25 protein-coding genes are annotated in these 19,809 nt (G+C 50.4%); 19 read left to right on the top strand and 6 right to left on the bottom strand.

Going from position 1 to position 19,809, the window contains the following annotated elements; all coding sequences use genetic code 11:
• Positions 1-40 precede the first annotated feature (40 nt).
• Positions 41-1,108, bottom strand: coding sequence for a transcriptional regulator CypR (gene cypR, locus FWJ25_RS02665; RefSeq protein WP_031209879.1), 1,068 nt, complete (start codon positions 1,106-1,108; stop codon positions 41-43).
• Between the two features lie 132 nt (positions 1,109-1,240).
• On the opposite strand from cypR, the gene FWJ25_RS02670 reads away from it, so the two are divergent.
• The 11 genes from FWJ25_RS02670 (at position 1,241) to FWJ25_RS02725 (ending at position 12,310) form a co-directional block, all read left to right on the top strand.
• Positions 1,241-1,561 (top strand): 2Fe-2S iron-sulfur cluster-binding protein, encoded by a 321-nt coding sequence (locus FWJ25_RS02670; protein WP_031209878.1) that lies wholly within the window; start codon positions 1,241-1,243, stop codon positions 1,559-1,561.
• Between the two features lie 86 nt (positions 1,562-1,647).
• Positions 1,648-2,988, top strand: a complete 1,341-nt coding sequence (locus FWJ25_RS02675) for a cytochrome P450 (RefSeq protein ID WP_246166651.1) — start codon at positions 1,648-1,650, stop codon at positions 2,986-2,988.
• Between the two features lie 73 nt (positions 2,989-3,061).
• Positions 3,062-4,312, top strand: a complete 1,251-nt coding sequence (locus tag FWJ25_RS02680; protein WP_011784143.1) for an NAD(P)/FAD-dependent oxidoreductase — start codon at positions 3,062-3,064, stop codon at positions 4,310-4,312.
• 637 nt (positions 4,313-4,949) lie between these two features.
• Positions 4,950-5,894, top strand: coding sequence for an IS5 family transposase (locus FWJ25_RS02685; RefSeq protein ID WP_011784144.1), 945 nt, complete (start codon positions 4,950-4,952; stop codon positions 5,892-5,894).
• 157 nt (positions 5,895-6,051) lie between these two features.
• Positions 6,052-6,276, top strand: coding sequence for a hypothetical protein (locus tag FWJ25_RS02690; RefSeq protein WP_149598684.1), 225 nt, complete (start codon positions 6,052-6,054; stop codon positions 6,274-6,276).
• Positions 6,277-6,366: 90 nt separating this feature from the next.
• Entirely contained in the window at positions 6,367-8,391 is a 2,025-nt protein-coding gene (locus FWJ25_RS02695) for a phosphotransferase (RefSeq protein ID WP_149598685.1), read from the top strand.
• The gene (locus FWJ25_RS02700) at positions 8,372-8,662 is read left to right on the top strand and encodes a hypothetical protein (RefSeq protein WP_149598686.1); all 291 of its coding nucleotides are present in this window, start codon (positions 8,372-8,374) and stop codon (positions 8,660-8,662) included. Before FWJ25_RS02695 ends, FWJ25_RS02700 begins: the two co-directional genes overlap by 20 nt.
• Positions 8,663-8,789: 127 nt before the next feature.
• Entirely contained in the window at positions 8,790-9,695 is a 906-nt protein-coding gene (locus FWJ25_RS02705; RefSeq protein WP_149598687.1) for a Fic family protein, read from the top strand.
• A gap of 67 nt (positions 9,696-9,762) precedes the next feature.
• Positions 9,763-10,581, top strand: coding sequence for a hypothetical protein (locus FWJ25_RS02710; protein ID WP_149598688.1), 819 nt, complete (start codon positions 9,763-9,765; stop codon positions 10,579-10,581).
• Between the two features lie 88 nt (positions 10,582-10,669).
• On the top strand, positions 10,670-11,002 hold the full coding sequence (locus FWJ25_RS02715; RefSeq protein ID WP_149598689.1) for a hypothetical protein: 333 nt from the start codon (positions 10,670-10,672) through the stop codon (positions 11,000-11,002).
• Positions 11,003-11,380: 378 nt separating this feature from the next.
• Positions 11,381-12,310, top strand: coding sequence for a nuclease-related domain-containing protein (locus FWJ25_RS02725; RefSeq protein WP_149598690.1), 930 nt, complete (start codon positions 11,381-11,383; stop codon positions 12,308-12,310).
• A gap of 60 nt (positions 12,311-12,370) precedes the next feature.
• Here FWJ25_RS02725 and rlmF read toward each other — a convergent pair whose 3' ends face one another.
• Positions 12,371-13,315, bottom strand: a complete 945-nt coding sequence (gene rlmF, locus FWJ25_RS02730; protein ID WP_149598691.1) for a 23S rRNA (adenine(1618)-N(6))-methyltransferase RlmF — start codon at positions 13,313-13,315, stop codon at positions 12,371-12,373.
• Positions 13,316-13,343: 28 nt separating this feature from the next.
• A complete protein-coding gene (locus FWJ25_RS02735) occupies positions 13,344-13,688 on the bottom strand; it encodes a PBPRA1643 family SWIM/SEC-C metal-binding motif protein (protein ID WP_149598692.1) in 345 nt (114 codons plus the stop codon).
• Between the two features lie 287 nt (positions 13,689-13,975).
• Here FWJ25_RS02735 and FWJ25_RS02740 point away from each other — a divergent pair, with 287 nt between their 5' ends.
• The 4 genes from FWJ25_RS02740 (at position 13,976) to FWJ25_RS02755 (ending at position 16,320) form a co-directional block, all read left to right on the top strand.
• Positions 13,976-14,305, top strand: a complete 330-nt coding sequence (locus FWJ25_RS02740) for a thioredoxin family protein (RefSeq protein WP_149598693.1) — start codon at positions 13,976-13,978, stop codon at positions 14,303-14,305.
• Positions 14,306-14,364: 59 nt separating this feature from the next.
• Positions 14,365-15,006, top strand: a complete 642-nt coding sequence (locus tag FWJ25_RS02745; protein ID WP_149598694.1) for a DUF1294 domain-containing protein — start codon at positions 14,365-14,367, stop codon at positions 15,004-15,006.
• A gap of 270 nt (positions 15,007-15,276) precedes the next feature.
• Positions 15,277-15,576 carry a type VI secretion system PAAR protein gene (locus FWJ25_RS02750; RefSeq protein ID WP_149598695.1) on the top strand — a complete coding sequence of 100 codons (300 nt, stop codon included), beginning with the start codon at positions 15,277-15,279 and terminating at the stop codon, positions 15,574-15,576.
• Between the two features lie 111 nt (positions 15,577-15,687).
• Positions 15,688-16,320 (top strand): ankyrin repeat domain-containing protein, encoded by a 633-nt coding sequence (locus tag FWJ25_RS02755; RefSeq protein WP_149598696.1) that lies wholly within the window; start codon positions 15,688-15,690, stop codon positions 16,318-16,320.
• A gap of 13 nt (positions 16,321-16,333) precedes the next feature.
• On the opposite strand, the gene FWJ25_RS02760 is transcribed toward FWJ25_RS02755, so the two are convergent.
• Both FWJ25_RS02760 and FWJ25_RS02765 read right to left on the bottom strand, forming a co-directional pair.
• Complete coding sequence (locus FWJ25_RS02760; RefSeq protein WP_149598697.1) at positions 16,334-16,624, bottom strand: helix-turn-helix domain-containing protein; 291 nt, start codon at positions 16,622-16,624, stop codon at positions 16,334-16,336.
• Entirely contained in the window at positions 16,621-16,944 is a 324-nt protein-coding gene (locus FWJ25_RS02765) for a type II toxin-antitoxin system RelE/ParE family toxin (protein ID WP_149598698.1), read from the bottom strand. Before FWJ25_RS02765 ends, FWJ25_RS02760 begins: the two co-directional genes overlap by 4 nt.
• Before the next feature lie 196 nt (positions 16,945-17,140).
• Here FWJ25_RS02765 and FWJ25_RS02770 point away from each other — a divergent pair, with 196 nt between their 5' ends.
• The 4 genes from FWJ25_RS02770 (at position 17,141) to FWJ25_RS02785 (ending at position 18,909) form a co-directional block, all read left to right on the top strand.
• The gene (locus tag FWJ25_RS02770; protein ID WP_149598699.1) at positions 17,141-17,527 is read left to right on the top strand and encodes a DUF2750 domain-containing protein; all 387 of its coding nucleotides are present in this window, start codon (positions 17,141-17,143) and stop codon (positions 17,525-17,527) included.
• 14 nt (positions 17,528-17,541) lie between these two features.
• A complete protein-coding gene (locus tag FWJ25_RS02775) occupies positions 17,542-18,198 on the top strand; it encodes a DsbA family oxidoreductase (RefSeq protein ID WP_149598700.1) in 657 nt (218 codons plus the stop codon).
• A gap of 118 nt (positions 18,199-18,316) precedes the next feature.
• Positions 18,317-18,487 (top strand): type II toxin-antitoxin system HigB family toxin, encoded by a 171-nt coding sequence (locus tag FWJ25_RS19835; RefSeq protein ID WP_281292518.1) that lies wholly within the window; start codon positions 18,317-18,319, stop codon positions 18,485-18,487.
• Positions 18,488-18,492: 5 nt separating this feature from the next.
• Complete coding sequence (locus tag FWJ25_RS02785; protein WP_149598701.1) at positions 18,493-18,909, top strand: helix-turn-helix domain-containing protein; 417 nt, start codon at positions 18,493-18,495, stop codon at positions 18,907-18,909.
• A gap of 41 nt (positions 18,910-18,950) precedes the next feature.
• Here FWJ25_RS02785 and FWJ25_RS02790 read toward each other — a convergent pair whose 3' ends face one another.
• Positions 18,951-19,679, bottom strand: a complete 729-nt coding sequence (locus FWJ25_RS02790) for a murein L,D-transpeptidase catalytic domain family protein (RefSeq protein WP_149598702.1) — start codon at positions 19,677-19,679, stop codon at positions 18,951-18,953.
• Positions 19,680-19,809 lie beyond the last annotated feature (130 nt).

Genomic DNA, 19,809 nt, shown 5'->3' on the forward strand with positions numbered 1-19,809 from the left:
CACTGGCTCCCCAAGCGTAATTAGCGCCGGTTTATGTTTGTTAATCACGTGTATAGATGGTGTGTGATCTGACGTTTAGCCTGAATTGCTCAGGTGGCTGGCCAAACCAGCGTTTGAAGGCGCGTCTGAAATTGGCACTGTCGTGATAATTCATCAACGCGGCAATGGCCTCGATTGACAGTTCGCTGTCACGCAGGTATAGCGCTGCCTGCTGAGACAGAATCTCGTCACGGATTTTTCGAAAACTGCTGCCTTCATGGTTGAGTTTACGCGCCAGGGTGCGTTTGCTGATGAACAGAGAAGCAGCCGCTTCCTCTTCACTGAGCGTTCCCGGCGGCCGGGACAACATCATCTTCTTCAGCCGGGTCTGGTAGCTTGGCTTATCGGACTGAAGTTGCGCAAGCATGGCTTCACACTGTCGCATGGCCAGATGATAGTTTTCATGATTGGCAGAGGCGTTTGGTTCCCGACACAAGGCCATCGGCAAGCTGAGTTTTAATTGGCTGCAATCAAAGTGAATCTGCCCGGACAAAAAGTCCGAATACGTTGCGTGATACTCGGGTTTCGGATGGGCAAAGCATACTTCAGCCTCGCGCAAAGGGCGGCCAACCATGAACTCGCCGAATTCGAAAAGTGCCTTGACCATCGCATCCGACAGGCAACGCTGTATGTCATCGTCTAATGGCCCCAGGTACTGCAGAATACATTCCAAACGCTCACCGACTTGCTGCAAGTGCAACTGGATGAAGCTCGCGCGCGTGGGCAGGAATGTCCGAATCGCGTGTAGAGCAGTGAGGAGGTCGGGGCTGCTGTAAGCCACGAACCCCATTGCTCCGTGGGTTGCCGGAGTCATTCGTTTACCCAGCCTTAACCCAAATTCTGGCTGGCCGGACAGATCCATTGCATTACGCAGGATCTGTATCTGCTGAGCCACAGTAAGCAGTCCGTCCTCGCTCAAAAATTGCGTCACCCCAAGTCCAGTGCCCCGCAGCAGACGCGGAAGTTGTCTGGCTGTCAGATTCAGCTCACGTGCAACTAGCCGTGAGTAATTCGATGGAATATCCGGACCGGGACTTTGCAACTCCTCCATTTTCTTCCGCGCCGCCATCATTGATACCCCCCTTCCTAAAGTTTCGCCATTTTGTCTTCAAATGACCCCTGCTTGTCAAGAAATGACCTGAAAAATATGCTGGCAGACAGGCAATATCTGTCAATCATCAATGCTGGTAGGAGAACAACATTGGGCAAAGTTACGTTTATCGAACATGATCAAACTGAACATGTCGCAGAATTCAAAGCTGGTTCCTCGGTAATGCAAATCGCTGTTGATAGCGCCATTCCCGGTATCGACGGGGATTGTGGGGGGGAGTGCGCCTGCGGTACCTGCCACGTTATCGTCACGAACGAATGGTTCAGCAAGACAGGCACGCCTGGCAATGAGGAAGAACAAATGCTGTCAATGACACCGGAGCGGGCGAGCACTTCGCGCCTGGGCTGCCAGGTGGTACTGACTGATGAAATGGACGGCATGACCGTGCATTTACCCGAGTTCCAGATGTGAACACAGGAGGACGCATGCCAACACTGCCCAGAACATTTGACGACATTCAGTCCCGACTGATTAACGCCACCTCCAGGGTGGTGCCGATGCAGAGGCAAATTCAGGGACTGAAATTCTTAATGAGCGCCAAGAGGAAGACCTTCGGCCCACGCCGACCGATGCCCGAATTCGTTGAAACACCCATCCCGGACGTTAACACGCTGGCCCTTGAGGACATCGATGTCAGCAATCCGTTTTTATACCGGCAGGGTCAGTGGCGCGCCTATTTCAAACGGTTGCGTGATGAGGCGCCGGTCCATTACCAGAAGAACAGCCCTTTCGGCCCCTTCTGGTCGGTAACTCGGTTTGAAGACATCCTGTTCGTGGATAAGAGTCACGACCTGTTTTCCGCCGAGCCGCAAATCATTCTCGGTGACCCTCCGGAGGGGCTGTCGGTGGAAATGTTCATAGCGATGGATCCGCCGAAACACGATGTGCAGCGCAGCTCGGTGCAGGGAGTAGTGGCACCGAAAAACCTGAAGGAGATGGAGGGGCTGATCCGATCACGCACCGGCGATGTGCTTGACAGCCTGCCTACAGACAAACCCTTTAACTGGGTACCTGCTGTTTCCAAGGAACTCACAGGCCGCATGCTGGCGACGCTTCTGGATTTTCCTTACGAGGAACGCCACAAGCTGGTTGAGTGGTCGGACAGAATGGCAGGTGCAGCATCGGCCACCGGCGGGGAGTTTGCCGATGAAAATGCCATGTTTGACGACGCGGCAGACATGGCCCGGTCTTTCTCCAGGCTTTGGCGGGACAAGGAGGCGCGCCGCGCAGCAGGCGAGGAGCCCGGTTTCGATTTGATCAGCCTGTTGCAGAGCAACAAAGAAACGAAAGACCTGATCAATCGGCCGATGGAGTTTATCGGTAATTTGACGCTGCTCATAGTCGGCGGCAACGATACGACGCGCAACTCGATGAGTGGTGGCCTGGTGGCCATGAACGAATTCCCCAGGGAATTTGAAAAATTGAAGGCAAAACCGGAGTTGATTCCGAACATGGTGTCGGAAATCATCCGCTGGCAAACGCCGCTGGCCTATATGCGCCGAATCGCCAAGCAGGATGTCGAACTGGGCGGCCAGACCATCAAGAAGGGTGATCGAGTTGTCATGTGGTACGCGTCGGGTAACCGGGACGAGCGCAAATTTGACAACCCCGATCAGTTCATCATTGATCGCAAGGACGCACGAAACCACATGTCGTTCGGCTATGGGGTTCACCGTTGCATGGGCAACCGTCTGGCTGAACTGCAACTGCGCATCCTCTGGGAAGAAATACTCAAGCGTTTTGACAACATCGAAGTCGTCGAAGAGCCCGAGCGGGTGCAGTCCAACTTCGTGCGGGGCTATTCCAGGTTGATGGTCAAACTGACACCGAACAGTTAATTAACCGATTGACCAGGATGGCATCCGAACGTGTGGAGAGTCCAATCCCAGGGCACAGCGAAAGAGATAGCCTATGGTAAGCAAACGTAAAGAGAGGACGGTCATTGTTGGCGGTGGGCACGCAGCAGGTGCCCTCCTGACAGCCTTACTCCAAAAAAAATATCAACATGAGGTCGTTCTGGTGGGGAATGAACCTCATCCGCCCTACCATCGACCGCCGCTGTCCAAGAATTACCTGACAGGAGACGTTGATCAGGAGTCGCTGTACCTGAAACCGCGCTCGGTATACGAGAACGCAGGCCATCAGTTGCGGCTCGGTGTGCGCGTCGAACAAATTGATCGGGACAGTAGCACCATCAGCTTGTCGGATCAGAGCAGGCTGCAATACGATCGACTGGTCCTGGCCACCGGGTCACACCTTCGACACCTGAACGCGCCCGGGGCTGACTTAAATGGCATTCATTACCTGCACGACATAGCTGATTCAGAGGTACTGCGTGAACAGTTAGTTGCTGGAAAGCGCCTGGTCGTCGTGGGTGGTGGTTACATCGGCCTTGAGGTGGCGGCCAGTGCCAACAAAAAAGGTGTTAATGTCACGGTGCTAGAAGCCGCCGAACGTCTTATGCAGCGCGTTACGGGCCCGGAAATATCAGCGTTCCTTTACGACAAACACCGTGGCGCCGGCGTGGACGTACGTCTGAACACAGCGGTAACCGGCTTCGAAGCGGGCGATCAGGGGCATGTGGCTGGCGTGACGTTGGCGGACGGAAGCACCGTACCGGCCGACATCGTCCTTGTGTCGATCGGCATTATCCCGGAAACCGCTCTGGCTAAGGACGCCGGCCTGCCCTGTGATAACGGTATTATTGTTGACGAATTTACCCGTACCGAGGACCCCGCCATCTTGGCGATCGGTGACTGCACCCGGCACCGGAATCTTTTCTTCGAGAAGATGCAACGACTCGAGTCTGTCGCCAATGCTGTCGATCAGGCTCGTACAGCCGCGGCAACCCTGATGGGTGAGGAGAAACCCTATGATAGCGTTCCATGGTTCTGGTCAAACCAGTACGATGTTCGTCTGCAGATGGTAGGATTGTCGCAAAATCATGATCAGCGAGTGGTTCGAGGCACCCCCGAGGATAAAGGATTTGCCGTGTTCTATCTCCGCGAAGGCTGTGTTATTGCTGTTGACGCGGTCAACCTGCCCCTTGCTTTTTTGGTAGGCAAGACACTCGTTCAACAACGCAGAACGATCAACCCGGAACTAATAGAGGATCCGGATACTGAACTGAAATCTTTGGTGAACGGAAGGCTCCAGAGTTGAAGGCAATATGTTGCGTGGCAACCGAAGCAGCCAGTCACCGGAGTGAGCCAATAAATATGAACTTGATCCTCTTAACAATAAAAGATTGTGACTTTGCGCGACCGCTATGGGTTGAGGTGTATATCACTGAATCTTGGTTAAATCACACCAAGCACTTAATGTTTTCGGCCTCTTCTGTTGGAAGTGTCACTGTTGAAGCCGTTGGAAAGTGGCATCCAAGAACGGGCTACTCAGGGTTCAAACTGCAGGCAGTCTGTAAGTCAAACAGAGTGAGATTCAGGCTTTTTGGAGATGTAAATGGGAGGCGGGTTCTGACATCCGATATTGATATCAGGACACTTGACCAATTGAATCAAAGGTATGGCGCTAATGAAACAGTTTTTTATAGCAAGGACGTACCAGTGCTGATGGCAATCTATTACTCAACTAAACGGTTAGAGGTTTTTAAATAACGTTTGCTGGCTGCATTCAGCAACCTTTTGATCGGTGAAAAATATCTGCTGGCGTAGGCCTCAAGTTTGGGAATTCTCGAACATATGATGAAAGAAATGATTTGGGTCACTTAGGGAGACTCTGAATAAGTCCCCAAAATCAGCGATAATACGGCCGTCGTCAACCGCATAGGATCGTTGCCACCATGGATCAGATCACCTTCTCCGAAGCCGAGTACCAGACCAAAAAGCGCAAAACCCGCCGCGAGATCTTTCTGGAACGGATGGACAAGCTGATTCCGTGGAAGCAGCTGGAAAAGAAGGTAGCCCGTTATTACCCCAAGGGCCAGAACGGACGGCCTCCCTATCCTTTGTCTGCCATGCTGCGCGTTCACTGCATGCAGTTGTTCTATAACCTCAGCGATCCGGCCATGGAAGATGCATTGTACGAGATCGAATCCATGCGCCAGTTCGCTGGCCTGAAGCTCGATCGTCTGCCAGACGAAACAACGATCCTTAAGTTCCGTCATTTTCTGGAGCAGCATGGTCTCGGCAAGGTGCTGTTCAAAGAGGTGAACAAGCACCTGGAGAAAAACGGCCTGATGCTGCGTGAAGGCAGCATTGTTGATGCCACCATCATCTCTGCGTCCAGCTCCACAAAGAACAGTTCTGGCAAGCGCGATCCGGAGATGCACCAAACCCGAAAGGGCAACGAATGGCAGTTCGGCATGAAGATGCACATTGGCGTCGACGACACACTGGGCCTTATCCATAGCATCGACACCACTGCTGCCAATGTCCATGACATTGTGCCTTCCGGCAAACTGCTGCACGGTGAAGAGCGCCGAGTCTTTGGTGATGCCGGCTACCTCGGCATACAAAAGCGAGGCGAGCACAAGCACCGTAAAAATGTGTCTTGGTTCATCGCCAAGCGCCCGGGTTCACGGAAGGCCCTGAATGCTGACAAGCTGAAAGCCGAGAAAATCAAAGCCAGCATCCCCTCAAAAGTGGAACATCCGTTCCGGTACATCAAGCAGGTGTTCGGCTACAACAAGGTTCGCTATCGCGGCCTGTCGAAAAACACCAACCGGCTGCACTTGTTGGCCGCGTTCAGTAATCTGTTAATCGGTGAAAAATACCTGCTGGCATAGGGGCAGTGTGCCTATTTTCCGCCAAAATGGCGGGAAACGGGCAGAAAACATACAAATAAATGGAGAGTTGCGTCTGAATTTTCCGTTTTCTGCTGGCTCAAACGGATGCTGGTGAAAATCGACGGTTATTCAGACCTTCCCTAGTGGAGTTGGAGCGTTGGCAAAGAATGGTGAGCCCAGCGGTGTTGAACGCCAGGAAAAGTGGGGAAGTCCTATTCGGAATACTGAAGACGGCTTGTTCGGCATTATTGCAATAATGACGAATCGTCGCTATTGCGGCTCCGTAAAACTCCGGGTTCGTAAGGTGTTGTTTTGGAATGATTATTTTTATTGGGTGCTTCGGGCGATGAGTGTTATGCCGCGTTCGGTATTTTTGCAATAACGAAGCATTCCATCTAATACGCTGTTATACGGCATTGTGCGAATTTGCGTTTCGGATCGTACGTTCTTCTAATTATTTATGGAGAAAAAATTGAAGAAAATTGACCTTCACATGCATACAGTGCCTACGATTAGTGATGCTCACTTTGATTTTTCGTTAGAGAAATTAGAGGAGTATGTTAAAACAGCCGAACTCGACGCTATAGCAATAACAAATCATGACGTGTTCGATTTGGCACAATTTAGAGAAATCGATAAAACGCTTGACTGTGTTGTTTTTCCAGGTATTGAGATAAATCTAGCTAAAGGTCATATTCTTCTCATTTCTGAAAATGAACATTTAGATGAGTTTCAAATCAAAACTCAAGCCGTAACTGAAAAAATCAAGGTTATAGGTGACTTTATTAGCGTAGATGAGTTGTTCCATATTTTTGGTGACCTCAATAAATACTTGCTTATCCCCCATTATGAAAAAAAGCCATCCATATCGCGACAGACGATTGACCAAATGGGCGAATTCATATCTGCTGGTGAAGTTGATAGCCCCAAAAAATTTATTCGTTTGGCTAAAGATGACACAGAATTGACGCCAGTTATTTTTAGTGATGTAAGAATTCGTGAAGGTATGAGCAAGTTCCCATCAAGACAAACATATATCGACTGTGGAGATATTTCCCTTAGTTCATTGAAATATAGCTTGCGTGATAGAAATAAAGTAGCTCTATCTAGGTCAGAGGGGAATTCACTATTTCAGGTTTTTGACGATGGTCAGAAGCTATCCACCGGACTTAATATTGTTCTAGGTGCACGATCTTCAGGGAAGACTGAAACGCTAACTCAGATAAGCAATGACTGCGAAAATGTAAAATATATTCCACAATTTTCACTTGTTCAAAGAGATGACGTTAACTATGAAAAAGAATTCAATGACGATGTCGCTCGGAAGAAGAGTGTATTCGCTGATAAGCATCTGACTCCATTCAAGACTGTTCTCGATGATGTGTTAAATATTAATCTTAGAGTTAATCAACGAAAGGTTGAAGATTATCTATCAACACTTCTAAAGTCGGCAGAAGAGGCAGAGAAATATGACGCATTCTCTAAAGTGGCACTCTTTAATGAAACGCAATTTGAAGTGGCCCAGGATAAGGGGCTTGGAGATCTTATCGGTTCTGTTCGACAACTGATAGAGAACATCGAATATAGAGGGATCATTGACAAACATATTGATGTAAATAACTTGAAAGCTTTGGCAATGGAGTTAATTGAGCTTCTTTGGTCAAAAGCGTATGAAAGAAAGAAGAGAAGTTTTGTAAATGACATCGTTAGAGATGTCAAAAGTAAGCTCCAACTAAGAACGTCAGCGACACAAGTTAAAGATGTCGACCTATACAGGGTTATGATTGAGCACAGGAAGGTTTTAAAATTCAACCAAATTGCAAAGTTACTACAAACTGAGAAGGTAATATTTCAGGAGAATATTCAGGGATTTAAGGTGGTTTGCAAGCAGCGAGCATTTAATGGTGCTGGCGAAATTTTGCGTGTAAGTGGGCAAAAGGTTGGTTTCAGCGACGCCTATAAAGAATATGCTTCACCTTATAAGTATCTCATTGCATTAAAGGAAAATGGAGCTTGGACTCAATCCGAATTTTATAAGTACTTTGCATGCATTGAATATGAAATACTCAACAGAGATGGATTCAAGGTGTCAGGTGGTGAAAGGTCTGAATTTCGTCTTTTGCAGGAAATCAAAGATGCACAAAACTTTGATTATCTGTTGATAGATGAACCAGAGTCGTCGTTTGATAACCTTTTCCTAAAAGGCGAAGCTAATCAAATGCTGAAAGAGATATCTAAGACAATGCCGGTAGTCGTTGTCACCCATAATAGTACAGTTGGAGCTTCAATCAATGCAGATTATATGGTGTACACATCAAAAGAGATTGAAGATGATGAGATCGTATATAGAAGGTATTCAGGGTACCCATCTGACAAAGAACTTTGTTCAGTTGACGGAAAAACAATAAACAATTTCCAGGTTACCATGAACACACTGGAGGCTGGCGAAGAAGCTTATGTTGATAGAAGAGGTGGCTATGAAAGCATTAAAAATTGAAAATAGTCAGGGACACTTCCTGACAGAAGACGGTACGTATGAAACTATCGATAAAATAGATAAGACAATTCTTTTGAAGTTAGTTAATGCGGCTCTAGAGGAAGGCTTCAAAATCGATGAGTACAATGAAGATAACCTAAAGAACCAAGCTCATCAAATTATATATAAAAGTATCAGTGAAAAGCTTAACGATTTACACAATAGAAGAAATCAGTTTCGTGATGAGTCAGAGCGGCTGTATCTAGATGAATACGAAAAGTATAAATCTTGATATCGGCGATGTTGAAACCAGATCCGTTTAAATGCCGTATAACAAGTTGCTGCACACGGAAAAATTACTCGCTACGCTCCCAATTTTCCGGTGAGCAAAGCGTTAGTGAGCAAGTTGGAGATAAAGCGTGACGGATAGTGTGGGAATAACTGATTTGATGATTCTGGCAACTGGCGTTGCTGGAGGCTATTTTGTCTCGCGTCACTTTCATAAAAAGCAATCCATCGAATCAAATACCTCACACGCAGAGTTGGTTTCGAAATTGGATGGCATATACGAACAAGCTTTAAGAAACGGTATAAGACAAGCAGGCGTCATTGAATCTGTGAGGAAGGTTAATGAAGAAGTAGCGGGACTATCCGATTTAATCGAGATCAAAGAAAAGATGGAAGAGTCTGTAACAGCGATTTCTCGAAGCCGCGTCGAAGACAACTCTTGGATTGATGAGGTCTTAAGATACAAGGCGCTCGGTGACAGATGGTCGGAATTGGTCGCAGATCAGCTTACATTAAGAATCTTGTCAAATGGTGGAGCGCTGTCCAAAGCTAGACTGCTCTCAGTGCATAAAGAGTTGTTTCCAGATAATTTTCCGTGGGCTGGTAGATTTCGCAACCAACACGTTTGGGTGGTAGATACTTATGGTACCGCTGCTCGTATTGTGGATCAGGCTCAGGCAGAGACGAAAATGCAACCCATTGATCATGACAAAATCGAGGCCAATCTTGACAGGCTTTTTGGTCATTGGAATTCGATCATCGGATCCTTGGCCGGCCAGGCCGCAAAAGTGAAAGTTGATGAAATTGCTAATTTCCATCATGACTTTGAAATAATTCACCCATTTTTGGATGGAAATGGTCGAATTGGGCGAATGCTGGTCGAAGAACAGCTCAGCTTTTTGTTCAAGCTCCCGATCTCATTTAAGGCTGAAAGGCAAGACTACTATCGTGCGATGCGGATGATGGATATGGGCGATAAGAAGCCATTTATAGATCTTCTTTGTACCGAGCTGGAGAGGTTTAATGTTGCTCACTAACAATGCCATGCAGCCGACGCTCGTACCTCACGCGGCTGATGGCAGGCGTTAAAGGTAAGAGGAAACTATGAGCAACATCTTGGAAGTTGATCTTGATAAGAAAATGGAAATTACCATAAAAAACGAGCTCCCTGTTTCCTTGAAAGATCTATCGCTTTCTCTACTGTCGTTCAATCATCAGTTTCATAAATTCGTCGAATCTGAGACCGATCGCGAAACTGACATTGGTTCGGAGCTCCTCATTAAAGAGGTTCGCAAGGGGTCGATCGTTATTGAGCTCGTTTCGCAGGCTGCGCCCATTGTTCCGCTACTTTGGAATGGTGGAACGCTATCGCAGTGGTCGGGAGTTGTTCAGGGAATCTGCCATTGGTTACTAGGTAAGATCGCGTCGCCGCCAAAGGAAATGACGAAACAAGACCTTCAGGAGTGGAATAAATTCGTCGAGCCCGTTGCAAAAGATCATGGCTCCCAGATGAATATCAATGTTTCCGATGGTGGAACTGTAATCAATAATTTCACCATCAACTCTACAGAAGCCAACGCAATCCAAAATGAAATAAGCCGCAAGATTGAACAGCTAGATGAGCCTCAAGACCATATCCACAGACGCAAGGTTATGTACTGGTATCAAGCAAAGTTTGACCCCGACTCAGAAACAGGCAATCGAGCTATCATTGATGATCTCTCAAAAAAGAGCATGAAAGTAATATTTGAGAATAACGCGGTGAAAGATGCCATGCTTCATCCATCTGAAGAATTTAAAAAGCAGTGGCACGAGTTAGCATATGTTGTAGACGTTGAGGTTGAAACGGTTCGGGGAGTTCCGAAGATGTATAAGGTATTACGCTACTACCCCGAATACACCTTCGACCCCGAAGAGGAATGACCTTTAACAATTGCAGTCAGGGGACGCTCCTGACGTCGCGTTCGGCTGCAAGCGTTAGCAATTAAACCAATCTCAAGGAGTGAGTAGGATGAAACTAACCAGAGAAAATCGGTTTCCTGTATCGACGATAGAAACCGGCTGTGTGCCTTTCAACCTCAAACAGAAAGCCAGAGAGGGCTATAAAGTTGGGGAAAATCCGGTAAAAGATACTGGTGAGTATGTCGACACATTCACCGAGGCATTGGAAAGGCTAAGAGCAATGCGCATAGCGGGATGGCGGGACTACGGCGCGGGAAATAGTCAGGGCGCTCGGAGAGCCATAGGCTGGGTTACAAAAGCTGATGCCGAGCGTCTACTTGGTGAAAAGGATACGGAAAAGCGAATAGCGTTGTATCGGTCCATTATAGACGTGGTGCTTTAAGTTGCTAACAAGCGGCTTAAGGTCGTTCCCGGCCTCCCGGCCTCCCGGCCTCCCGGCCTCCCGGCCTCCCGGCCGTCCACCGGACGTTCCTGTCGGGGCGCCGCTTATCTCATCGTTAGTTACGAATGTAATTGCTGTAACGATCACAACGCTTGTCAAAGCCGGGCGTGCTTTGGCTATAACCTGGACCTTGCTGGCAGGTGAGGATAATAGGCCTGGTCGCGCGGCTTGATCAAGGCTGGGAGCTAAAACCGGTAGTAAAACCGGGACAGATTTATTTACGGTAGATGCGGTTACGGTGGGGTACCGATATAGTCTTTGATCACGCGAATGGTTGTTCGCGGTTTCTAAACGAGTAAAAGGAAGGGAAGCGTATTCATGCCAGATTACAAAAGGATGGCGGGAGAGAAACAGGAATCACAGGTTTCGTACTTCCTTGATCGGTATTTTAGCCATGACGAGAACTACAAAGTCCTCAATAATCTCCAGATTGAGGTGAATGGTTTTAACTCTCAGATTGATCACCTGATCATTTACAAGGCCGGCTTCATCGTCGTTGAGAGTAAAAGCATTCAGGGCGCGGTAAGGGTAAATTCCCTGGGAGAGTGGGAGCGATCCTATAAGGATGAGTGGTTTGGCATTCCCTCGCCAGTGCAACAGGCTGCCGTGCAGATCGATAACCTCAAGGCACTTCTCCGGGAAAACAGAGCCCAAATGCTCGGAAAGATTCTGGGAATACAACAAGGCTTTGGAGCACGCCAGTACAAAACGGTGGTGGCCATTTCCAGTTCTGCACGGTTGGATCGTGACGCTATCCCTGCGGATATCTCACAACATATCGTTAAAACTGAGTTTCTGATTGATAAGATCAAAGACCTCACGCAAGCAGCTCAAAGTAGTCTAAAAAGCTTTGCAAAGACGGAGCCGCGTTTTAGCGATGAAGAGATGGATCAGATATACGCGTTCTTGAAGGATTACCAGCAGTCCAGCGAAGCATTGCAAAAGCCGGAGGCCAAGCCATCCAGTACGTCCGCTGAAGAGGCGACTTGTCCCGGACAAGAGTTCGTCACGGTGAGCTGTAAGAAGTGTGGTGAAACAGCCACTCTCTCTGCGCAATACGGCCGTTACGGCTACTACGTGCAATGCGCCAAATGCTCAACAAATACCGCCCTGAAGCATGCTTGCCCTGCCTGTGGATCGGGCTCTACCAAGACCCGGAAATCGAAATCCGATATGTACCTGGATTGCCAGTCTTGCAGCAAAAGCACACCATTTTCTGTTAAGTGGGGAACTGCCGGCTCCAGCTAAGAACCCCAGTGTCAAGATAATAAACTGCTGGATACTCGGCGCTGGAGCGACCTGATCGGCTCAGATGAACGTCCAGGCCAACACCCTCGTCATCTTATTCCCCTGCTTCATGTCTATTTCCCGACAATCAACGGCACCAAGCTTACGAATCAACTTCTTTGCCGGCTTCACATTGTCGGCTTTTGAAACCAGGCTGGTGAACCAGCGGCATTGAGTTGAATACGTCTGGCTTTCTCTTATCAGTTTTTTCAGAAACAGCTGTTCACCGCCCTTACACCAAAGCTCCGCTTCCAGCCCGCCAAAATTCAGAGACGGGGACTCGGCTTTTGTCTTTCGTTCACCGCGGCTCCGAGCAAGGTTATTGCGCTTGAGCCGGTTACCCTTAATCGCGTCATCAAGCGAGGCATGGAAGGGCGGGTTACAGACGCTGACGTCAAAGAATTCCCCAGGCTGAATGATCCCTTCAAACATGTGGTTTTTATCGTGCTGGGTGCGCAGCGTGAAGCGGTCTTTGAGGGTGGGGTTGTTGGCGATAATCCTGGCGACGTTCTCAAGCGACTGGGTGTTTATGTCACTGCCGACACACTGCCAGCCGTAAATCTGGCAGGCCAGCAGCGGGTAGATGCCATTGGCGCCCGTCCCTATATCGAGCAGCTTGATGCCCGGCTGTTCAAGGCCAGGTTGATGCCCAAGCAGGTCGGCCACGTAGTGGATATAATCGGCTCGGCCCGGAATGGGAGGGCAAAGGGCGCCTTCCGGGATATCCCAATCGACAATGTTGTAGTACCGGTTTAGCAACGCAGCGTTGAGGGTTTTAACCGCCAGTGGGTCTGCGAAATCGATGGAAAGGTTGCCATGAGCATTCGGTTTCACATAGGGAGCGAGTGCTGGGTGGCTTTCTACCAGGGCTTGGAAGTCATAGCCCTGGTTGTGCAGATTCCGTGGGTGCAGGGCCTTGCGAGCGGGCTTTTTAGAAACCGGAACAGGGCGGTTGTTTGGGTTCATAGTCATTACCCCCTATACCCGGCTTTCGTCAGCCGCAGCACTTCTTGAATTTGATGCCACTACCGCAGGGGCAGGGATCGTTGCGGGATGGCGATTTTGCCGTGGTGACCGTCCCACCTTTATTCAGGATAGCGGTGAGCTCGTTGATGGATTCAACGGCGCCCTCTCGGGTATCAACCGAAATAGTCGCGTGCAGCTTCGCGCTGGCCACCTGGGCCTCAATTTCCTGCTTGCGTGCTTCACTGGTCACCACCAGTGTGAGCGGATACTTCTTGCTGCCGCTCTTTTGGCTGGCGTTGGTCTGAAAGCCGCCGTAAGCGGTATGGTGCTGCCGCGCGTCCTGCCGACCCTTGTAGAAGAATTTATCTGACATGCTGATATCCTGATGGGGAAAATGCCCAGGCTCTTACCGGGGGGAGTCTTTTAGCATGCTTGCAGATACGGTGATATAGGGAAATCCGGGATAAAGCTATTTTTCAGGGCTTTTGATATGGAAAATCATCTCAAAGAGTTCACTGGCGCGGATGAGATCGCTCAGCTTCTCGGTATAGATAAATTGTGAGCAGGCGCTCACGAAGGGCATGGGTGTAATGTTAATTACACTGGGTGGATACGTTGCCAAGCAAGCAATGAGACACCGATGCCCATCAGGATGTAACGATGATCAACATTAGTTCAGAAGAGGCCTTGTCCGAACTGCTGCGTTCGAACCCGGCGGTGCTGTTGCTCTTTGGTGGAGCGCACTGCGGTGTCTGCCAGGCTATTAAGCCCCAACTCGAAAAGCTCGCGAATGAAGAATTCCCGAAACTGGTGACGGCCTACATTGATTGCCAGGAAGCAGCCGCACCGGTATGCGCTGCTCGCAGCATTTTTTCTCTGCCGGTTGTCCAGCTTTGGTTTGGCGGGCAGCGATTCGCGGTATTCGTGAGGGTGTTTTCTCTTGGTGAGGTGCGTTCAGCACTGGAGCGACCTTATCGGCTCATGCTTTGAACGCTGAAACGAGCCAGTGCCCATGTGACGGCTACAAGACTTTTTAGGAGCAGAATGCATTGAATCAGAAAGGAACTCTCGCCACATGGAATGATGCCAAGGGGTTTGGTTTTATTACCCCAGAGAATGGTGGTGAACGGGTGTTTGCCCACATCAGCAGTTATGCGGGCCGTGGCCGTCCGGTTGCCAGCCGAAAGGTGACGTTCACCCTCACGAAGGACCGCCAGGGCAAGCTGAGGGCAGGGCGTTTCCAATACGCTGGGGCGGCAAAGGTGGGTGCCAGCATGGCCCCTGGATTCTGGTTGGCGGCTACGGTGGTACTGGTGTTTTTCGCAGCTCTGGCCGGCCTGTTCCATCAGGGCTATCTGCCGGTCGCGATCCTGGCAGCCTACGGCGGGGTGAGCCTGGTGGTGTTTGTCATGTACTGGATCGATAAGCGGGCAGCACAGCGGGGTGCCCAACGTATTGCTGAGAACACGCTGCACTTGTTTGAGGTGTGCTGTGGCTGGCCGGGTGCTTTGCTAGCCCAGCAGGCTTTCCGGCATAAGACGCGGAAGAGGAGCTATCGGTTCGTGTTCTGGCTGGCGGTTCTGGCTAATCTGGGCGCCTTGGGTTGGTTGCTGGTGGCTCCGGAGGCTATGAGTATGCGTCAGCAGTTGGGCTTCGATTTGTCGAAGTCGTTGTGGCCGCTTATCTGGTAGCTCGAAGTGCGTGCGCACTCAGAATGGAGGCGAATGCAGGTTATAGCCCATTTTTGCATCAAGTTTCCCTAACCCTTGCGGCGTAACGCTCCCAGCTGGTTAACCCTAGGTTCCCAACAAAGTTATCCACAGCTTTTGTGAGTAACGTTTGTGGCAATCCCCAATTTAACTTGGGTATTGCTGAGCATTTGCTTACCATGGGTGCGATGGGTACCAGTGAAGGTGCCCATAGAAAATGGATGATTCTTCAAGGACTGAAGGAACAAAGGAATGAGCAAGAAAGTTGTATTGCTGGGCGATTTGGGAACGGATCACCAGGGTTTCCCGCCTACACCGGTTATCGCCGGCTCCCCCGATGTACTGATTGACGGCAAACCCGTTGCCCGCGTGGGTGATCCTCTCGCCCCACACTCGAAACCCAAACATCCTCCCCATCCGCGTTCTATCGCTGCCGGTTCGGCAACGGTGCTGATCAATGGCATTCCTGCCGCTGTGACAGGCGGTGCCATTTCCTGCGGCGGTGTCACCATCGGCAGTAGTAGTGTTGTTATTGGTGATACGCACTCTTAAGCGCGGTTTGCTCGTTAAGCATTACGATCTGCTGGAGGCGATTACTTCAATGGGATCGGTTGGTATTGGCGGGGCATGCCACTTGTACACGGCTCAAGGAGGAGCTGCCCATTGATTAACTTTTTCTCACGCCGTAAGAGAACGCTCACCTTTGTTGGGGTGTTTCTGGCTATTGCCCTGACATTTTTCCCGATGGCCTATCGCACATGGGCTTTCGGTTCTGATGCCTGGGGGCTCACCGTTATTGCGCTTCTTGATCCCGAGGAAGTGCCTTGGAACCCGTTCAATTCCGATAGCCTGCTGATCCGGCCAGCTGCCGCCTATTGGCTTCTGACGCACTCCGACTGGCCGTATGAGAGGTGCGGAAGAGCGATGAGTGCGATGGAAGGGTGTTCACAACCTCTGATCAATTTTGTCGGCGCATCCCTGGATTTGCAGGACGAAGATTCCATTATGCGCCGTCGTGGTTACGGGTTACTCAAACATTTCGCGGCAAGAGGCGAGCCCGTTAATGGCTATTACCATGGGCTCGCACCGGTGCATGAGGCGGTACTTTACGCCAACGTTGATTACCTTCGCGCTTTGCTGCAGCTGGGTGCGGACCCATACTTAACCATCGAGAGCCCTAAAAAGGATTTTCACGGTTTTGATGCTTTTGAGTTTGCAGCGCTCCTGCAGTCCCGGAATGAATCTGTCTATCAGGCAGTTTGTAAAGCGCTTACCGATTGGCGGCGCGGGCTTTGAGAGCCTCCAGGAATCACGCTGATGCGCGGCCGTCTTCTACTGCCTCGAGTTTTACGCGAAAGCCACAAGCGGCAGCGTATTTATTGAGCGTGCTCCAGCTTGGATTGCCCCTGCCACGCTCTAGCCTGGAAATATTGCTTTTATTGGTTCCGAGTTTGCGGGCGACGTCTTCCTGAGTGAGGCCTGCTTTGGTTCTCATGTTGATCAACTGGTCTATTAGGTTAAATTCGTCATGGAGGGCCTCGTACTCTTTACGAACCTCGGTATTTTCCAGTGCCTTCTTTTTAAATTCTCTGAATTTCATGATTTTCTGACCTCCTTTAACCGTGCTTTGGCAAGTTCCAGGTCTTTCTTCGGTGTTTTTTGATCTTTTTTGACGAATGCATGTAAAACAATGATTCGTTTGCCATGCATATAGCAGAATATTCCTCTCCCGATCCCTTCCTTGGCCTTGGCGCGGATTTCGAATAGATCATTACCAAGAGACTTTGTATGAGGTTCACCAAGGTTGGCGCCGTGTTTTTCCATCAGCTCCATCAGACGAACCAATCTTGCTTGAATCTTAGGTGGCATCCGCGCCAGGTCCTCGTCTACTTTCCTGTAGAACTCAATTTCCCAGACCATTTATACTCCTTCCCTGTTTGGGGTTATCTTATATGATAACCTCAATTGAGTAAACGTGACGAAGGCCCGCCCATTGATCAAAAAGCAGAAGGGTATGTTGCGGTAAACCCCAAACGCCACCGGGCCGTAATATGCGTTAGACTCCAGCAAAGCCACCAAAGCCACCAAAGCCACCAAAGCAGCACCGGAGCCATTCATGAGCGATAACCCCTTACAACAGATTCTCGGACTGGATGGCGAAGGGCGGTATGACTACTTCCTGGATGCCGTTGTGGATGAGCGGGACGTCTGGATTCTGGTGAATGTAGACAACCAGTTCCTCAAAATCGTTGCTGAAGAAGACGGCGTGGCTTACCTGCCAGTCTGGCCAACCCAAGAGTTTGCCGGGCACTACGCGGCCGGGGCCGATGGCCTTACGCCGAAGGCGGTTTCATTGCCGGATTTCTTCCGAAAATGGGTGCCGGGTTTAACCCGTGATGGTATTGAGGTGGGCGTGTTCCCGGGCGCAGATGAGGAGCTTTGGATTACCTCCCCGGAGGAACTCAAGCACGATCTCCAGGAAGTGATGTCCAACGCATTCTGATTGAGGGAGCCCTGATGAAAACTCTGCAGATTGATCTCGTTTCCGATATTGCCTGTCCATGGTGCGCCATTGGCTACGCCCGGCTGGAAAAGGCCATGGAGGCCCTCGCTTCCGAGCTGGCGTTTTCTGTGCAGTGGCATGCGTTTGAATTGAATCCGGATCACTCCGGTGATGGCGAGCCTATCCTTCCGGCACTGGCGAAAAAATACGGCCGGAGTGAAGAGGAGATGCGCGCCACGCAGGAGCAGATGATCGGGATAGCCACCGATCTGGGGCTGAACTTTGAAAAGATGCAGGAGCGGTACACCTGCAATACCTTTGATGCCCATCGCCTGGTTAAGTGGGCAGCGGGTTACGGCAAGCAGACCGAACTGAAAAAGGCGTTGTTTGAAGCCTATTTCGGCAAAGCTGCGAATATGTCAGCCCCTGAAGTGCTGGCCGAGTGCGTTGAGGCGGCCGGGCTGGATGTGTCTGAGGCCCGTGAGGTCTTGGCCGGCGATCAGTTCGCGCAGGAAGTCCGGGAGGATGAGGCGACCTATCAGCAGGCGGGTGTGTCGTCGGTACCGGCGTTTATTATCAATAACCGATACCTGATCTCCGGGGCGCAGGAGCCAGAAACGCTGGTTAACGCCTTCAAGGAAATTGCCAGCGAATCGGAGCAGGCGTCCTGAGGCAGCCGATCCAGCCAGGCAGTTTCCCAATGACAAGGAAGCGTTGGTGAATACATACACCACGCTACGAAGTGGAAGGTTTCAGACGCCTGATGAGCTACGCTAGGTATTTCCATCCCTGGATAATTTTAAATACCGGGATAAGTGGTGGGTGATCGACATCGGAGGCAATAACTTACGGCTGATTGCCTTCATAGAGTTTCGTGATCGTCGCATGTATGTGAAACACATTTGTAGTCATGCCGAATATGACCGGTTGACGGATAAGTATCGTCGTAATAGGGAGTGAGGCTTATGTTATCGCCTGCTTTTGTTGAATTCAGAGATGCCTTGGCGCAGGTGCCTTTTATAGCTCGTATTGAGGATCAGAATGACTACGAGCGAGCGCTGGAGCTGATGGACCAGTTGGTGGATGACTACGACGCCAATAAACTGCTGATTGAGATTCTGTCTGTCAGCATTGAGCGCTGGGAAGATCTGGCCGCAGAGTTTTCTGATTTTAATGCCGCTGTCGCTGAAACCGACCAGGGCATCGCCGTACTGAAAACCTTGATGGCTCAGCATGATCTGGGGGTTGCTGATCTGCCAGAGTTGGGATCAAAAGGTAATGTGAGCAAAATTCTCAATGGGGCGGAAGGGAAAAAGCTCACTCGTAAACATATGGAAGCCTTGGGCAAGCGCTTTGGGGTGCCCCCTGCGCTGTTCTTCTAAGATGCAGAAATCGGGTACCCGCAACTGAGCTTTCTCTACTATCATCCCCCGGAAGATTCCTCTTCGCTCATCAGCCCTGCCACTTGAGCCCCCGCATCGCAGTTCAGGAAGGTTGAAGACGACAACCATTGCGGGTCTGGATAGTAGCTGAACACCAGTTGTCCGCCCTTCAGGCTGTCTACCACTTCCCTGATTGCGCCCTGGCTCACCGCCGGGCAGCCATGGCTGCGGCCGATGCGGCCGTATTCCGCCACCCAGGACGGATCAACGTAGTCGGCGCCGTGGATCACGATGGCGCGCTCGCGGGCCAGGTCGTTGACCCCTGGCTCGAGCCCGTCCAGCCTTAAGGAATAGCCGTGGCTCCCCCGATAACTCTCACTGGCCCGGAAAAGCCCTATGCTGGACTGGTAACTGCCGTTATTGTTTGAGAACGAGGTTGCGGTTTCCATGCCGGAGTTTTTGCCGTGGGCCACCAGGTCGCGAAGGATCAAATTGCCCTGGGCCAGGTCAAACAACCAGAGGCGGCGTTCACTGGAGGGTAGGGAAAAGTCGATGACGGCCAGTCGCTCCGGGCTCGCAACACCATGGGCAACGGCACAGCTTGATGCAGCCAGGGCTTTCTGGAGTACCGCCGGGTTCAGGTTCGGTGCTGCGGCTGAGAGTTGGCTGTAAAGCTTGGTGGGGCTATCCGCCATACAGGCGCCCGCTACAAACGTTAGCCAGACACTGGCCAGGAGTGCGGGTAGTCGGGGGCGGTGGATCTGTAACATTAAGGCAGTCTCGTTGAAGTAACATGGTGCATTGGCGCGTGGGTGACTTCAACGGACCGGACAAGGGCGGTACGAACAGCGAGCGGGAACCCAACTACGTTGCCAGTAAATTTGCCGGATTCTAACAAAG

This window comes from Marinobacter salinexigens (genome assembly GCF_008370345.1).
In the GTDB taxonomy this organism is placed as follows: domain Bacteria; phylum Pseudomonadota; class Gammaproteobacteria; order Pseudomonadales; family Oleiphilaceae; genus Marinobacter; species Marinobacter salinexigens.

Bases quoted from the DNA above. Each gene is read 5' to 3' on its own strand.
- cypR (WP_031209879.1), bottom strand. From the start codon at position 1,108: ATGGCGGCGCGGAAGAAAATGGAGGAGTTGCAAAGTCCCGGTCCGGAT.
- FWJ25_RS02675 (WP_246166651.1), top strand. From the start codon at position 1,648: ATGCAGAGGCAAATTCAGGGACTGAAATTCTTAATGAGCGCCAAGAGG.
- FWJ25_RS02680 (WP_011784143.1), top strand. From the start codon at position 3,062: ATGGTAAGCAAACGTAAAGAGAGGACGGTCATTGTTGGCGGTGGGCAC.
- FWJ25_RS02685 (WP_011784144.1), top strand. From the start codon at position 4,950: ATGGATCAGATCACCTTCTCCGAAGCCGAGTACCAGACCAAAAAGCGC.
- FWJ25_RS02700 (WP_149598686.1), top strand. From the start codon at position 8,372: ATGAAAGCATTAAAAATTGAAAATAGTCAGGGACACTTCCTGACAGAA.
- FWJ25_RS02710 (WP_149598688.1), top strand. From the start codon at position 9,763: ATGAGCAACATCTTGGAAGTTGATCTTGATAAGAAAATGGAAATTACC.
- FWJ25_RS02715 (WP_149598689.1), top strand. From the start codon at position 10,670: ATGAAACTAACCAGAGAAAATCGGTTTCCTGTATCGACGATAGAAACC.
- FWJ25_RS02725 (WP_149598690.1), top strand. From the start codon at position 11,381: ATGCCAGATTACAAAAGGATGGCGGGAGAGAAACAGGAATCACAGGTT.
- rlmF (WP_149598691.1), bottom strand. From the start codon at position 13,315: ATGAACCCAAACAACCGCCCTGTTCCGGTTTCTAAAAAGCCCGCTCGC.
- FWJ25_RS02735 (WP_149598692.1), bottom strand. From the start codon at position 13,688: ATGTCAGATAAATTCTTCTACAAGGGTCGGCAGGACGCGCGGCAGCAC.
- FWJ25_RS02740 (WP_149598693.1), top strand. From the start codon at position 13,976: ATGATCAACATTAGTTCAGAAGAGGCCTTGTCCGAACTGCTGCGTTCG.
- FWJ25_RS02750 (WP_149598695.1), top strand. From the start codon at position 15,277: ATGAGCAAGAAAGTTGTATTGCTGGGCGATTTGGGAACGGATCACCAG.
- FWJ25_RS02760 (WP_149598697.1), bottom strand. From the start codon at position 16,624: ATGAAATTCAGAGAATTTAAAAAGAAGGCACTGGAAAATACCGAGGTT.
- FWJ25_RS02765 (WP_149598698.1), bottom strand. From the start codon at position 16,944: ATGGTCTGGGAAATTGAGTTCTACAGGAAAGTAGACGAGGACCTGGCG.
- FWJ25_RS02770 (WP_149598699.1), top strand. From the start codon at position 17,141: ATGAGCGATAACCCCTTACAACAGATTCTCGGACTGGATGGCGAAGGG.
- FWJ25_RS02775 (WP_149598700.1), top strand. From the start codon at position 17,542: ATGAAAACTCTGCAGATTGATCTCGTTTCCGATATTGCCTGTCCATGG.
- FWJ25_RS02785 (WP_149598701.1), top strand. From the start codon at position 18,493: ATGTTATCGCCTGCTTTTGTTGAATTCAGAGATGCCTTGGCGCAGGTG.
- FWJ25_RS02790 (WP_149598702.1), bottom strand. From the start codon at position 19,679: ATGTTACAGATCCACCGCCCCCGACTACCCGCACTCCTGGCCAGTGTC.